General features: G+C 71.9%; 12 protein-coding genes, 2 tRNA genes and 1 pseudogene. 5 read left to right on the top strand and 10 right to left on the bottom strand.

Going from position 1 to position 13,958, the window contains the following annotated elements:
- Positions 1-41: 41 nt before the first annotated feature.
- The 3 genes from ACFYXC_RS00905 (at position 42) to ACFYXC_RS00915 (ending at position 2,749) form a co-directional block, all read left to right on the top strand.
- A complete protein-coding gene (locus ACFYXC_RS00905) occupies positions 42-1,277 on the top strand; it encodes an SPFH domain-containing protein (RefSeq protein ID WP_389545311.1) in 1,236 nt (411 codons plus the stop codon).
- Positions 1,264-1,980, top strand: a complete 717-nt coding sequence (locus tag ACFYXC_RS00910; protein WP_389545313.1) for a nucleoside/nucleotide kinase family protein — start codon at positions 1,264-1,266, stop codon at positions 1,978-1,980. Before ACFYXC_RS00905 ends, ACFYXC_RS00910 begins: the two co-directional genes overlap by 14 nt.
- A gap of 124 nt (positions 1,981-2,104) precedes the next feature.
- Positions 2,105-2,749 carry a lytic polysaccharide monooxygenase gene (locus tag ACFYXC_RS00915; protein WP_388916539.1) on the top strand — a complete coding sequence of 215 codons (645 nt, stop codon included), beginning with the start codon at positions 2,105-2,107 and terminating at the stop codon, positions 2,747-2,749.
- Positions 2,750-2,865: 116 nt separating this feature from the next.
- On the opposite strand, the gene ACFYXC_RS00920 is transcribed toward ACFYXC_RS00915, so the two are convergent.
- The 6 genes from ACFYXC_RS00920 to ehuB form a co-directional block, all read right to left on the bottom strand.
- Positions 2,866-2,939, bottom strand: a tRNA-Lys gene (locus ACFYXC_RS00920).
- A gap of 146 nt (positions 2,940-3,085) precedes the next feature.
- Positions 3,086-3,844, bottom strand: a complete 759-nt coding sequence (locus ACFYXC_RS00925) for an IclR family transcriptional regulator (RefSeq protein WP_388916536.1) — start codon at positions 3,842-3,844, stop codon at positions 3,086-3,088.
- 243 nt (positions 3,845-4,087) lie between these two features.
- Positions 4,088-4,918, bottom strand: a complete 831-nt coding sequence (gene ehuA / locus ACFYXC_RS00930) for an ectoine/hydroxyectoine ABC transporter ATP-binding protein EhuA (protein ID WP_388916533.1) — start codon at positions 4,916-4,918, stop codon at positions 4,088-4,090.
- Positions 4,908-5,558: an ectoine/hydroxyectoine ABC transporter permease subunit EhuD gene (gene ehuD / locus ACFYXC_RS00935; protein ID WP_388916531.1), complete on the bottom strand. Its 651-nt coding sequence runs from the start codon at positions 5,556-5,558 to the stop codon at positions 4,908-4,910. The genes ehuA and ehuD overlap by 11 nt, the downstream gene beginning before the upstream one ends.
- On the bottom strand, positions 5,555-6,274 hold the full coding sequence (gene ehuC, locus ACFYXC_RS00940) for an ectoine/hydroxyectoine ABC transporter permease subunit EhuC (protein ID WP_389545319.1): 720 nt from the start codon (positions 6,272-6,274) through the stop codon (positions 5,555-5,557). Before ehuC ends, ehuD begins: the two co-directional genes overlap by 4 nt.
- Positions 6,271-7,218: an ectoine/hydroxyectoine ABC transporter substrate-binding protein EhuB gene (ehuB, locus tag ACFYXC_RS00945; RefSeq protein ID WP_388916524.1), complete on the bottom strand. Its 948-nt coding sequence runs from the start codon at positions 7,216-7,218 to the stop codon at positions 6,271-6,273. The genes ehuC and ehuB overlap by 4 nt, the downstream gene beginning before the upstream one ends.
- A gap of 364 nt (positions 7,219-7,582) precedes the next feature.
- On the opposite strand from ehuB, the gene ACFYXC_RS00950 reads away from it, so the two are divergent.
- Positions 7,583-8,704 (top strand): LLM class flavin-dependent oxidoreductase, encoded by a 1,122-nt coding sequence (locus tag ACFYXC_RS00950; RefSeq protein ID WP_388916521.1) that lies wholly within the window; start codon positions 7,583-7,585, stop codon positions 8,702-8,704.
- Here the strand turns inward: ACFYXC_RS00950 and ACFYXC_RS00955 are convergent.
- Positions 8,695-10,770: a putative bifunctional diguanylate cyclase/phosphodiesterase gene (locus ACFYXC_RS00955; protein ID WP_389545323.1), complete on the bottom strand. Its 2,076-nt coding sequence runs from the start codon at positions 10,768-10,770 to the stop codon at positions 8,695-8,697. The genes ACFYXC_RS00950 and ACFYXC_RS00955 overlap by 10 nt on opposite strands.
- Positions 10,771-11,258: 488 nt before the next feature.
- On the opposite strand from ACFYXC_RS00955, the gene ACFYXC_RS00960 reads away from it, so the two are divergent.
- Positions 11,259-12,518, top strand: coding sequence for a M6 family metalloprotease domain-containing protein (locus ACFYXC_RS00960; RefSeq protein ID WP_389545325.1), 1,260 nt, complete (start codon positions 11,259-11,261; stop codon positions 12,516-12,518).
- A gap of 100 nt (positions 12,519-12,618) precedes the next feature.
- Here the strand turns inward: ACFYXC_RS00960 and ACFYXC_RS00965 are convergent.
- The 3 genes and pseudogenes from ACFYXC_RS00965 to ACFYXC_RS00975 form a co-directional block, all read right to left on the bottom strand.
- Positions 12,619-12,692: transfer RNA gene (locus tag ACFYXC_RS00965), tRNA-Lys, on the bottom strand.
- A pseudogene (locus tag ACFYXC_RS00970) lies at positions 12,683-13,388 on the bottom strand (bifunctional DNA primase/polymerase). The gene ACFYXC_RS00965 and the pseudogene ACFYXC_RS00970 overlap by 10 nt, the downstream one beginning before the upstream one ends.
- A 142-nt stretch (positions 13,389-13,530) precedes the next feature.
- Positions 13,531-13,896 carry a hypothetical protein gene (locus tag ACFYXC_RS00975; protein ID WP_388916513.1) on the bottom strand — a complete coding sequence of 122 codons (366 nt, stop codon included), beginning with the start codon at positions 13,894-13,896 and terminating at the stop codon, positions 13,531-13,533.
- Positions 13,897-13,958: the final 62 nt, after the last annotated feature.

The raw sequence follows: 13,958 nt of genomic DNA on the forward strand, positions 1-13,958 counted from the left end.
CTCATGGCAGTTCTTCCTGGCGCGGAGGCACGGAGGCACGTATGAGTACGACGACCACTTCACACTCACCGGAGTCCGAGGGGTGCCCTCAGGCGGGCGGGCGCGACCCCGCGGGCCGCGACACGGGTGTCCGCGGGGCGCGGGTCATCCGCACCGAGGCGACCACCGAGATCCCCGTCCACCTGCTGTTCCGTGACGAGTCCGAGCCGGTGTCCGTGACGCTCGCGCCCGCCGTCGTCAGCCGCCGGCGCGATGTCGGCGCCCCCCTGCGGGCGCAGCCCGGAAAGGGGGAGGGGGAGCAGCCGCGGATCGCCCGGCGCACACCGGCCCCGCTGCCGCGGCGGCCCGCGCCGGAGGCCGACCCCGAGCTGACGGAACGGCCCGCGCGGGTGCTGCCGGGGATCGCCGGAGTGCTGGCCGGTGCCGCCGGTGCGGCCGGGGGTGTCCTCGTGTCGTGGTGGGCGGGCGTCCTGCCGTCGCTCGCCGTGGCCGCGCTGGGCCTGCCGGACCGCGCGGGCGCCGGGCTCGGCGGCCCCCAGTGGGCGGCGCTCGCCGGCTGCGGGGCCCTCGGCCTGTTCGGATTCGGCGGGCTCGCGCGCGGGCGCACCGGGCGTGCCTGGGTGCTCGGGCTCTTCGGCCGCTACCGGGGCACCGTGCGGCGCACCGGGCTCATGTGGGTGAACCCGCTGCTGCTGCGCCGCCGGGTCGACGTACGGCTGCGGCACTGGCGCAGCGAGGCGCTGGCGGCGGTCGACGCGAACGGGGTCGCGCTGCGGGTCGTCGTGCTCGTCGTCTGGCGGGTGAAGGACACCGCCCGCGCCGCGCTCGGCGTCGAGGACCACCAGCGGTACCTGCGCGAGTGCGTGGAGGCGGCGCTCGCCCGGGTGCTCGCCCAGCAGCCGGCGGACGTCTCACCGAACGCGCCGGCCGCCGCATGGGGGGCGGACGCCCCGGCCCTGCGCAACACGGAGGCCGTCAGCGACGCGCTGACCCGCCTCGTGGCCGCGGACGCGGCGGCGGTCGGCCTCCAGGTGTTCTCGGCCCAGCCGCTCGGGGTGGAGTACGCGCCCGAGGTCGCCGCCGTGATGCAGCGCCGCCGTATCGCGGCCCTGGACGCCCGGCACCGCGACAAGGTCCTCACCTCGGTCGTCGACTCCGTCGAGGACACGGTGACCCGGCTGACCGTGCGCGGACTGGTCGAGCTGGACGACTACGAGCGCAAGGCCCTGGTGAAGGATCTGACGGTGGCGTTCTATACGGGGCATGGAGATCGCTGACCACCGCACTGGCGCCGAAGACCCCCGTACCCCCGCGCAAGGTTCCCCTGCCCCTGCCGAAGCCCCCCGTCCCCTCGCCGAACTCGCCGCGGACGCCTGGAGTCTGACCGAGGACACCCCGCGTGCCCTACTGGGGCTTGCGGGACCGCCCGGCGCCGGCAAGTCGACCCTGGCCCGCGCCCTGGTCGCGCACCTCGGCGAGGGCGCCGCCTATCTGCCGCTCGACGGCTTCCACCTCTCCAACGCCCAGCTGGCACGCCTCGGCCTGACCGCCCGCAAGGGGTCCGAGCCGAGCTTCGACGTGTGGGGGTACGTCGACCTGCTGCGCCGGGTCACCGACGAGACGACCCGTGACATCTACGTACCCGACTACGACCGCACCCTGCACGAGCCGGTCGCCGCACGGCATCTGGTGCCCCCGACCGCCCGCCTCGTCGTCACCGAGGGCAACTACCTGGCCTGCGATCTGCCGGGCTGGCGGGACGCGTACGTGCTCCTGGGGGAGTGCTGGTACGTGGAGGTGCCGGGGGACGTGCGGCAGAAGAGGCTGGTGGAGCGGCAGTTGGCGGGCGGGCGGGACGAGGCGCAGGCGCGGGACTGGGTGGCGGCCAACGACGGCCCGAACGGGGAGCTCGTGGAGGGCTCGCGGGACCGGTGCCACCAAATTCTCTCCGCGGTGCGTGTGGACCCATCTCATTTTTGATATGGACACAGCCAAGTCCTGGCAATAATCTGGTACTTGGTCTAGACCTGAATCATCGCTCGACGCATCGCGACGCGCACGCACGGCTCACGGAACTTCCCCCACGTTCTCCAGGAGCGGCAGCATGCGAGAAACTCCCCAGTCGACTCTTCAGCCGGCTCCCCCGCCCCGCAAGCGGCTCAAGTGGTACGCCGCCGCCGTCGGGCTCGCCACCACAGGAGCGCTCGTGCTCTCCAGCGGCGGGGCCACCGGCCACGGCTACACCGACCTTCCCGTCAGCAGGCAGAAGCTCTGCCAGAACGGTGGCGTGGCCAACTGCGGTGCCATCCAGTGGGAGCCCCAGAGCGTCGAGGGCCCCAAGGGCTTCCCGGCGGGCGGTCCCGCGGACGGCCAGATCTGTTCCGCGAACCACACCAACTTCGGGGCCCTCGACAAGGCGACGACCCCCTCGGGCGGTGCCTGGCCGACGACCAGGGTCAGCGGCGGGCAGAGCTACACCTTCCGCTGGCAGTTCACGGCACGGCACTCCACGACCGACTTCAAGTACTACATCACCAGGAACGGCTGGAACCAGAACGCTCCGCTGAGCCGGTCCGCGCTGGACACCGCCCCGTTCCTGACCGTCCCCTACAGTGGCCAGCCCCCGGCGACGCTCTCGCACAACGGCACCCTGCCGTCCGGCAAGAGCGGTCATCACGTCATCCTCGCGGTCTGGACCATCGCCGACACGGGGAACGCGTTCTACGCCTGCTCCGACGTCACCTTCTGACCGCCGCCCCCCACGGGACGGTTCCACGCACGCCGGCACGGCCGTGACGGTGTGCGTGGAACCGCGACCCCGCGCAACGCGAAGGGCCCCCGCTCTCGCGGAGGCCCTTCGTTCTGTGCGCCGCCAGGGACTCGAACCCCGGACCCGCTGATTAAGAGTCAGCTGCTCTAACCAACTGAGCTAGCGGCGCGTGACTCCCGCCTGCCGCTTTCGCGGCCGGCGACAAAGAAAATACTACCCGGTCCGCAGGGGTGCTCCGCACCACCCGCGTGTGCCGCGGGCCACTGGGACGGGCAGGTCAGGGAGCTGCCCCGGCCCGCGGGTGCGGGGCGCCGCTCAGATCGCCAGGGAGAGCAGCACCGGAGCCGCGCCGCGGTTCAGGGTGTCCGCCGCCCGGCGCAGCCGGTGGACGTGTTCCAGCGGCAGGGAGAGGGCGAGACAGCCCACGGCCGAGCCGGCCGTGATGGGGACCGCCGCGCAGACCGTGCCGACCGCGTACTCCTGGAGGTCGAGCACGGGCACCGTGGGCGCCTGGGCGTCGAGCCGGGACAGGAACACCCGCTCGTTCGTGATGGTGCGCGAGGTCAGCCGGGCCATCCGGTGACGGGAGAGATGGTCGCGCCGGCCGTTGAGGTCGAGCTGACCGAGCAGGCTCTTGCCGATCGCGCTGGCGTGCGCCGAGGAGCGGAAGTCCACCCACTCGTTGACCGCCGGGGTGGCGGGGCCGTCCGCGCACTGGGTGACATGGATCTCACCGTCCACGTACCGGCTCATGTAGACGGCGGCGCCGAGCGAGTCGCGCAGCCGGTCGAGGTTGCGCTGGAGCTGGCCGCGCAGGGCCTCGTCGCGGTCGTGCGCGGATTCCAGCCTGCCGAAGGCGTCCCCGGTGACGTACGCCCCGTCCGCGAGCTGCTCGACGTACCCCTCCCGGCGCAGCATCCGCAGGAGCGCGGTGAGGCGGTCGGTGCCGAGGCCGGTGTCACGGGCGAGCTCGGCGTCCGTGACTCCGGTGGTGTGCCGTGCCACGGTCTCCAGGACACGCAGGGCGTCCTGGGCCGAGTGGTACGGGGCGGTCGGCTCGTGCTTCAGCGCCACGGTTGGTCCCCCTGCGCTTTTCGGCCCGGCTCGCAGGTCGGCGGAACGCTCTGCGACCTGCGCGTCAACGCGGCCCGGACGGCCGGGCCCCCTCCACGATAGCCGCCGCGGCAGGTACGAGGAGGGGCTGTCGGCGAGATTGATGGCGCGTTCCGGCCCTTCCCGCCTGCGGCGCGTTCTCCCGGCATATGCCGTGCTCATGCGCCGACAGGGCCGGAAGGGCCGGTCCCGGACCGTGCGGGTTCAGAGCACCGCGCCGAGGAACTCCCGGGTCCTGTCGTGCTCCGGAGCGCCGAAGATCTTCTCCGGCGGGCCGGACTCCAGAACCCGCCCCGAGTCGAACATCAGGACCTGGTCGGAGATGTCCCGGGCGAAGTTCATCTCGTGGGTCACGCACAGCATCGTGATGTCGGTGGTGCGCGCGATGTCCCGCAGCACGTCGAGGACGCCCGCGACCAGCTCGGGGTCGAGCGCGGACGTCACCTCGTCGAGGAGCAGCACCTGCGGCCGCATCGCCAGGGCCCGCGCGATCGCGACCCGCTGCTGCTGACCGCCGGAGAGCTGGCTCGGGTACTTGTCGATGTGCTCGGCCAGACCCACCAGGTCGAGCAGCTCGCGGGCCCGCTCCTCCGCCGCGTCCTTGGACATGCCGAGCACGGTCACCGGCGCCTCGGTGATGTTGCGCAGCACCTTCATGTTGGGGAAGAGGTTGAACTGCTGGAAGACCATCCCGATGTTCTTGCGGACCTCGCGGACGTGCTTCTCGCCGGCCGGGACCAGCTTGCCGTTCTTCTCCTCGTGGGTGAGGTAGTCGCCGCCCACCTTGATCGTGCCCTCGTCGGGCTTGAGCAGGGTCATCAGCAGCCGCAGGATCGTCGTCTTGCCGGATCCGGACGGGCCGATCAGCGTGACGTGCTTGCCGGACGCGACGGAGAAGTCGAGCTCGTCGAGGACCGTGTTGCCGCCGAAGCGCTTGGTGACCTTGTCGAACCGGATCAGCTCGCTGCCGTCCACCGCCGGATTGGCGCCGGAGCCGGCCGCGGAGTCTTTGGTCAGGGGGGTGTCAGCGGACAAGACGTCGCTCCAGGGCTCGCATGAGGAGGGAAGCCGGATAGGAAATGAGGACGAAGGCCACGCCGATGACCGTCAGCGGCTCGGTGAACTGGAAGTTCTGCTGCGCGAAGAGCCGCGCCTCACCGAGCATGTCGAGGACCGTGATCGCCATCAGCATCGGCGTGTCCTTGAGCATCGAGATGACGTAGTTGCCCAGTGCGGGCACCACCCGGCGGATCGCCTGCGGCAGGATCACCGCGGTCCACGTCCGGGTCAGGGGCAGGTTCAGTGCCGTGGCCGCTTCCCATTGGCCGGCCGGCACGCCCTCGATGCCGGCCCGGTAGACCTGCATCGTGTACGTCGAGTAGTGCAGCCCGATCGCGACGACACCGGTGGTCATCGCGGAGAACGTGATGTCCCACTCGGGCAGCACGTAGAAGAGGAAGAACAGCTGCACCAGCAGCGGGGTGTTGCGGATGAACTCGGTCACCACCCCGACCGGCCAGCGCACCCAGCGGGACGGCGCCCGCATCAGCAGCGCCCACACCAGGCCGAGCGCGAAGGAGATCAGCGAGCCGAGCACCAGGGCCTGCAGGGTGACCAGCAGCCCGTCCCAGAAGTGCGGCATGAAGTCGCCGACGGCACTCCAGTCCCAGGTCATACGGCACCTCCGCCGACTCCGGTGGTCTCCGGGCGGTGCAGCTCACGCTGGGACACACCCTTCTCGGGAACCTGTCCGATCCCGGCCTTCAGCCGCTTCTCCAGACCGCGCATGAGCCGCGTGAGCAGGAAGGCGATCACGAAGTAGATCAGCAGGATGTACGTGTAGATCTCCGCGCTCTCCTGCAGCGCGAGCCGCACGAGGTTCCCGCTGAAGGCCAGGTCGCCCATGCCCATCACGGACACCAGGGCGGTGCCCTTGAGCAGCTCGATCAGCAGGTTGGAGAAGGGCGGGATCATCTCCGGCACCGCCTGCGGCAGCAGGATCAGCCGCAGCCGCTGCCAGGGCGTGAAGCTGAGCGCGATCCCGCCCTCCAGCTGCGCCGGGTCGACGGAGTTCAGGGCGCCGCGCACGATCTCGGAGCCGTACGCCCCGTACGTCAGACCCAGCGCGAGGGTGCCCGCCCACAGGGGGACCAGCTGCCAGCCGAAGGCGGGCGGCAGCACGAAGAACACCCAGAAGATCATGATCAGCGCCGAGGTGCCGCGGAACACCTCCGTGTAGAAGCCCGCGAGGAAGCGGACGATCCACAGCCGGTGGACGCGCGCGATGCCCACCACGAAGGAGACGGCCGCCGCGAGCAGCGCGCTGAGGACGAGCAGCTGGACCGTGACCCAGACGCCCTTCAGTACGAGTTCCCACAGTCCCGGTGTCATCCGCCGCACAACTCCTTCGCGGTCAGATCGGTCATCTCGTTCTCGGTGAAGCCGAAGGGTCGCAGGATCCGGAGCAGCTCACCGCTCTCCTTCATCTTGCGCAGCTCCACGTTGAAGGCGTCCCGCAGTCCGGTCTCCGTGGGGCGGAACGCGAAACCGCCGCCGTCCGTGTGCGGCTTGCCGTCCACGAGGGGCGCGAACGGCTCGGTCGACTCCACCTTGCGGGACTTCTTGACGACCTCGCGGGTGGTCAGCGCCGTGCCGGCGAAGACGTCGACCCGGCCCGCCTCGACGGCGTTCATGCCCGCGACCTGGTCCTGGACGATCAGGATGTCGCTCTCCTCGTACCCGGCCTCCACCGCGTACTGGATCTCCGCGTAACCGGTCCCGGTCGCGAACCTCGCCCCCGACTCGACGACGTCCTTGTAGTCGCGCAGCTTCTTGGGGTTGCCCTTGCGCACGATGAAGGCGTCGAGCATCTGGTAGTCGGGGTCGGAGAAGATCACCTGCGCGCAGCGCTCCGCGTTGATGTACATCCCGGCGGCCACCACGTCGAACTGCTGGGACTTCAGACCGGGGATGAGCGAGCCGAACTCCGTCGGTACGGGCTGCACACGGTCCACCCCCAGCCGCTTGAAGATGACCCTCGCCAGTTCCGGGGCCTCGCCCGTGAGCTCACCGTCCCTGTCGATGTAGCCGAAGGGGATCTCACCGGCGATACCGAGGCGGACGACGCCCTGCGCCTTCAGGCGGTCCAGGAGGTCACCGCCGTTCTCGCCCGACGCGGTCGCCACCCGGCTGCAGCCGGTGGCGCCGAGCGTGCCGAGGGCACCGAGCGCCGTGACGCCGGCCAGGAGCGACCGGCGGCTCGTGCCGTGCGGGCCGCGGTCGCGGGTCCTTCTGTCCGGCGAAGCCTTCTTCTCGTTCCCAGTTGGTGGAGCCATGGGCGCGCGGCTACCCAGAACGATGCGGGGTATGCGGATGAGTTTGCGCCCCTTTCCTGGCGCACATCCGCGGCGCCTGCCGGGACCGAGCGGCTCGCAGCCTTTTCTCGCCCCCGCCGCCCCTTCCCGTCCCGACCCTGGGGGCTGCGCCCCCAGACCCCCCTGTCGCGCTGGCGCGCTCGTCCTCAAACGCCGGACGGGCTGAAATGCTTTCAGCCCGTCCGGCGTTTGAGGACCGGGGGTTCGGGGGCTGGCCCCCGAGTAGTGACGGGAAGGGTAGGGGCGGCGGGGGCGAGGGAATAAGCGGAGACCACCTCCTGTTAGGGCATCGCGGAGTACGCGAGCACTAACAGGAGGAAACCCCGTGGCGGCACCGGACCACTCGATCAGCGACAAAGACGGCATACGGGGCACAGCACAGGGCACCGCCCCCGTCCCCCTCTCCGTCCTGGACCTGGTCACCGTAGGCGCGGGCCACACCGCGACCGAGGCCCTGCGGACCGGCGTGGAGCTGTCCCGCCTCGCGGAGGCCCGCGGCTTCCACCGCTACTGGGTGGCGGAACACCACTCCATGCCGGGCGTGGCCTCGTCCTCGCCGGCGGTGATCCTCGCCCATCTGGCCGCCCACACGACCCGCATCCGCCTGGGCTCCGGCGGCGTGATGCTGCCGAACCACGCCCCTCTGGTCATCGCGGAGCAGTTCGGCACGCTCGAAGCCCTGGCCCCGGGCCGTGTCGACCTCGGCCTCGGCCGCGCCCCGGGCACGGACGGCGCCACCGCCGCGGCCCTGCGCCGCACGGAACGGCTGAACGAGGGCGCCGACGACTTCCCCCAGCAGCTCGCGGAACTGACCCGCTTCCTGGACGACGACTTCCCGGCCGGCCACCCGTACGCCCGTATCCACGCGGTCCCCGGCCCCGTCCAGGCGACCTCACCGGGCGGCGTCCAGGACCCGCACCGCCCGCCGGTCTGGCTGCTCGGCTCCTCCGGCTTCAGCGCCCGCCTCGCCGGCACCCTCGGCCTGCCGTTCGCCTTCGCGCACCACTTCTCCGCCCAGAACACCATCCCGGCGCTCGACCTCTACCGGGAGTCCTTCCGGCCGTCGGCGGTGCTCGACGCGCCCTACGCCCTCATCGGCGTCTCCGCGCTGGCGACGGACGACGAGAAGGAGGCCCGCCGCCAGGTCATGGCGGCCGCGCTGAACATGGTCCGCCTGCGCACCGGCCGCCCCGGCCTGGTCCCGACGCCGGAAGAGGCGGAGGCGTACGACTTCAGTCCGATGGAGCGGGAGTTCATGGACTCCTGGAACGCGAACGTCATCCACGGCACGGCCGACGAGGTCCGCTCGGGCCTCGACGGCCTCCACAAGCGCACCGGCGCCGACGAGCTGATGCTCACGGCCAACGCCCACAGCGGCGCGGTACGGCTGCGCTCGTACGAACTGATCGCGGACGCCTACGGCCTGCCGGGGGCGGCTCAGGGCTGAGAGCAGGCCGCCGCGGCCAGCAGGGCGGAGATACGGTCCGGCGGCACCGGGCGGGAGTACAGCCACCCCTGGCCGGTGTCGCAGCCGATGCGCCGCAGGCGGGCCGCCTGGCCCGCCGTCTCCACGCACTCGGCGGTGACCGTCAGACCGAGCCGGTGCGCGAGCTGGATCATCGCCTCGACGACGACCTCGTCGGCGGGGTTGGGCGGCGCGGCGCTGCCGTCACCTCCCTCGTAGTCCCCGCTCTCGTACTGGAAGCCGCGTACGAACGACCCGTCGAGCTTCAGCACCGACACGGGCAGCCGGCTCAGGTAGGCGAGGTTCGAGTAGCCCGTGCCGAAGTCGTCGATGGCGATGCCCACGCCCATGTCGCTGAGCGCCTGCAGGGCCTGGAGCGGCCGGCCCGCGGAGCCCATCACGGCGGACTCGGTGAGTTCCAGTTGCAGGAGGTGCGGGGCGAGCCCGGTCTCCGCGAGGATCGCCGCCACGTCGGACACCAGGTCGGAGTCCCAGACCTGCCGCACCGCCACGTTGACACTGACGAGGACCGGCTCCGCGTCCGGGTGGTCCAGCTGCCACCGGCGGGCCTGCCGGCAGGCCGTGGCCAGCACCCAGCGGCCGAGCTGCACGATCGAGCCGTCCTCCTCGGCCAGTCCGATGAACCGATTCGGCGTCAGTGTGCCGAACTGAGGATGGTTCCATCGCACCAGTGCCTCGACGCCGTGCAGCACGCCGTCCTCCATGCCCACCAGCGGCTGGTACTCCAGCGCGAACTCCCCGCGCTCCACGGCGGGACGCAGGGTGGAGGAGAGCGCCTGGCGGGTCATGCGGTGGGCGTTGCGCTCCGGGTCGAAGAGCGTCCAGCGGGACTTGCCGTCGGCCTTCGCCCAGTACAGCGTCGTGTCGGCGGCCTGCATCAGTCCGGTCGCGGTGGTGCCGGCCGCGTGCCGCTCGACGACCCCGATCGACGCCGAGACCGACAGCCGCTGCCCGGACAGGTCGAACGGCACCTGGAGGGACTTGAGGACCGAGTCGGCGAGGTCCGCGAGCTGCTCCGTACCCGTCGAGTCCTCGACCAGCAGCGCGAACTCGTCGCCGCCGAGGCGGGCGACCAGCGGCGTGGCCGTTCTCGCGTACCCGGCCTCGTTCGCGCAGCGCGTCAGCCGCTCGGCGACGGCCGCGAGCAGCCGGTCGCCGACGCGGTGGCCGAGCGTGTCGTTGACCGCCTTGAAGCCGTCGAGGTCCAGGTAGCAGAGCCCGATCCGGCCGGTGCCGGACTCCTCGTACGCCTCCGCCTCCAGCGCGGCCGAGAGCCGCTCGAAGAACAGGGTGCGGTTGGGCAGCCGTGTCACCGGGTCGTGCATCTGCAGGTGCCGCAGCCGGGCCTGGAGTTCCCGGCGGCCGCTGATGTCGGAGACCGAGATCAGCACCGCCCGCTCCTCCTCGGGCAGCGGACTGACGGTCACCTGCGCCCAGAGCGAGTGGCCGTCGGGGTGTTTGAGCCGCCGGGTGCAGCGGAGCCGGGCCTGCCGGCCGCGCAGCACCTCGCGGTACGCGTGCCAGGTACGGGCGTCCGAGGCGAGGTCCACCAGATCGGCGGCGATACGGCCGGCGAGGCCGTTCCCGTCGGACGCCGCGCCGAGCAGCGCGGCCAGGGTGTCGTTGGCTGTGACGATCCGGCCCTCGCGGTCCACGACGGCCATCGCGAGGGGCGCCGCGGCGAAGGTGGCTCGAAAGGTCCTGGCCTCGTCGCCCTTGCCCGCAGCCTTGCCCGCCGCCGTGCCGGTCTCCGCGCGCGCCGGTTTCCCGGCCGCGGCGGGGGCCGAGAGCCGCGCCGGAAGGCCCGCCGCCAGACCGACCGGGAACTCGGCCGAGAGGCCGACCGGAAGCTCCGCAGAGAGATCGACCGGGGGATCGATCAGGGGGTCTACCAGGGGCTCGACCCGTCGGGCCCGCTCCTCGGGGGAGGGGGTCCCGGCGCGAGGAGGGGTCGCAAAATCACTTTCTGTGACGGCCGACCGGACGAGGTCTGCCGTGGGCGCCGGCCCATCGGACGTTCCGCTCACCGTTCGCTCCCGCTGTGCACTCGTTCGTCGTACAGGTCTCGTCGGGGGTCGGCCGGTGGTGGACGGCCGCTCCAGCCGTGTCCGCGCAGGAAAGTGTGCCGATCATAGAGGCTGTCCGTAAGCCCTTCCAGCTACTGCCCAGTGTCCAGGAACGGCACCCCTTTCTGACAGATCGTTTCTGCCCGCACCTGGACAGGTTCCTTCACCGGCCGACCACTTGTGACGTTCAGTGAGTGGTCGGGGTGTCGGCGCGGCCAGGCGCCCCCCTGGTGCTCCCCGACGCTCTCGGTCGGATGTCGGCCTCCTCACTCCTTTGGATCAGATAAACAGGGCGTAGATGAACATATCGGCACAGTCTGGGTGCGGTATCCCGAATTCCGCATCCGGAGGTCGACGTGCCGCGTCTGCTCCCCCTCAGGGGGTCCACCCGTGGCGGGGCCGGACCCCGTCGGCATGGATGGCAGTACGGGTGGCGTGGTCCCGCGGCCGTGTTCACCTCCATGTCGGCCCTCGCCGCCACCTCCCTGCTCGGGCCCTCGGTCGCCGTGCCGCTCTCGATGCCGTGCTCGCTGAAGCGGACCGCGGCCCACCACTCCGAGGGCCTGGACACCTGGAACGCCGCCTATCCGCGGCCCACCCGCCGCCTGGACGCGGTGATGGTCTTCCTGTCCTTCCCGGACGCCGAGCCGCTGACCGGACCCGGCGAACTGACGGCCGACTACTTCCCGGCCACCAGCCGCTTCTTCGAACAGGCTTCCTACGGAAAGTTCCGGCTGCGTCCGCACCCGCTCCAGGAGTGGATCAGGATGCCGCGCGCCTCGACCTCGTACGCCATACGGCGCGACTGGAACACGACGGCACGCTCCGCGTACCTGCGGGACGCCCTGGAGGTGACGGATTCCCGGGTCGACTTCTCCCGCTACGACGTCGTCTACCTCGTCGCCGATCCCGACGCTCCCGGCGTCGACTCGGACGCGACCAAGGTGGTGAACCTCGACGTGCCCCTGCGGGCCGACGGGAAGGACATCCACCGGGTCGTCACGGTGTTCGAGAAGCACCCGCCCGACCGGCTGGTCCTGGCCCACGAGACCGGTCACGTCTTCGATCTGCCCGATCTGTACCACCGCCCCGCCGACGGCAAGGGCGACTGGGACACGTACGTCGGCGACTGGGACCTCATGGGCAGCCAGTTCGGGCTGGCCCCGGACCTCTTCGGCTGGCACAAGTGGAAGCTCGGGTGGCTGGAACCGCGCCAGGTGGCGTGTGTACGGGGCGCCGGGCGCCGGGGTACGCGGCTGACGCTCGAACCGCTGGCGGCGGGACCGGGCACGGCCGCCGCGGGCGCGGAGGCCGCCACGCGGGCGGGTGCGCCGGAGGGCGGGCCGGGCTGGGCGGGGTTCGGGTCGGGGGGCGGGACGAAACTGGCGGTGGTGCGGACGGCCCGGGACCGCGTCATCGCCTTCGAGGTACGGGGGCCGGCCGGCAACGACCGGGCGGCCTGCTCGCAGGGCGTCCTCGTCTACCGCGTGCGCAGCGAGGCGGAGTCGGGGCGCGGGCCGATCGAGGTCGTCGACGCGCACCCCGGGTCCGGGGACTGCTGGGAGGACTCGGTCTACGGCCCGCTCGCGGACGCGCCGGTCGCCCTCGGGGAGAGCTTCACGGTGCCCGGCGAGGACGTACGGATCACGGTGGAGGACCGGACGGCCTCGGGGGCGTGGACGGTGACGGTCTCGACGGGCGCGTCCTGAGGCGCCCGACGGGACGACGCGCCGGACGTGATGACGTGAAGGTGGCCCGACGCGGTATGCGAGAAGCCCCCCGCTTCCGCGAGGGGCTTCTCACTGTCTGTGCGCCGCCAGGGACTCGAACCCCGGACCCGCTGATTAAGAGTCAGCTGCTCTAACCAACTGAGCTAGCGGCGCCTGCTGACGTCGTAGACCTTAGCATCCTGATCGGCGGGAGGAAAAATCGATAACGGCGCCGCCGGGGAGGGCTCCGACTGGCTCCGACAGGCGCCGCCGGGCCGCTGACCGGGCCGCCCGTACCGCGGCCCAGAGCATGACCTCCGGGCCGGGCAGCCAGGGCGCGCGGGTGTCGGGGGCGACGAGCCAGCGGGAGTCGAGCCGGGCGGCGGCCGGTGCCGCCGTGGCCGCCGCCGTCGCGGTGTGCACCGGGGTCGGGGCGGGGACCGTCACCGCGTCGCCGGTGCCGTGGCAGAGGAGCGGCGGGATGGCCCGGCCGCGGTCGGAGGCGCCGCCCGAGCCGCGCTGTTCCCAGCCGAGCAGCGAGGGCAGGCGCTGGGCCGTGCCCGGGGCGGCGAACAGGAGCAGCCGGCCGCGATGGGCGGCCACCGGGCCCGAGCCGGGGCCCTCGTCCCACAGCCGGTCCAGCATCAGGCGGCCGAAGACCTCGGGGGTGCTGACGACGTCGAAGGCGGAGCCGCAGGCCAGCACCACGGGGGCGGTGGGCCGGTCCTCCCACAGGATGCGGGTGCTGCGCGGATGCGTTCCCGCCGAGGCGAGCCAGGCCGCGCCTTCCGGAGTGACCCCGGTGACCTCGAAGGCGTCGGTGGCTTGGGTGGCTTCGGTGACCGCCAGGGTTCCGAGGGCCTCGCACATGTCCGGAAGCGGGTTCCGATCGATGCTCATGACATTCAGGTGTACCGGGGGTGAGCGAGTGATTCCGCAGAGTTGCGGAAAGCGAGGACAGGGTGGGGCGGGGTGGAGTATCTTGCCCGCCTGGCATATGCCAAGGGGGCGGTCAGACCGGGTCCGCGTACCCCTCGGCGTCCGCGCCGCGCAGCAGCTCCCGCCCGAACTCGACCATCTTCTTCGCGTAGTCCTCGGTCCACTCGGCCCGCTCGGCGATCGCCGCGTGGGTGAGCCGGTCGAAGCGGCGGGGATCGGCGAGCTGCGCGGCGGCCATCGCCTGGAACTCCACGGCCCGGTCGGCGGCCGCGCGGAAGGCGAGCGTCAGCTCCGTGGCGCGGGCCAGCAGCGCCTGCGGGTCGTCGATCGACTCGAGGTCGAAGAAGTGCTCCGGATCCGCGGCGGCCTCCGCGGGCTCGAAGAGCAGGGGCGCGGGGCGAAGCCGCGGCTCGTTCCGACGCGGCGTGGGCTCCGCCATGACTGCTCCTCCTCGTACGCGGTCGGCCCGTCCTCGTGGTGGGCCACCGTCCATTGTCCCTT

This window comes from Streptomyces sp. NPDC002701, from assembly GCF_042889045.1.
GTDB lineage: Bacteria > Actinomycetota > Actinomycetes > Streptomycetales > Streptomycetaceae > Streptomyces.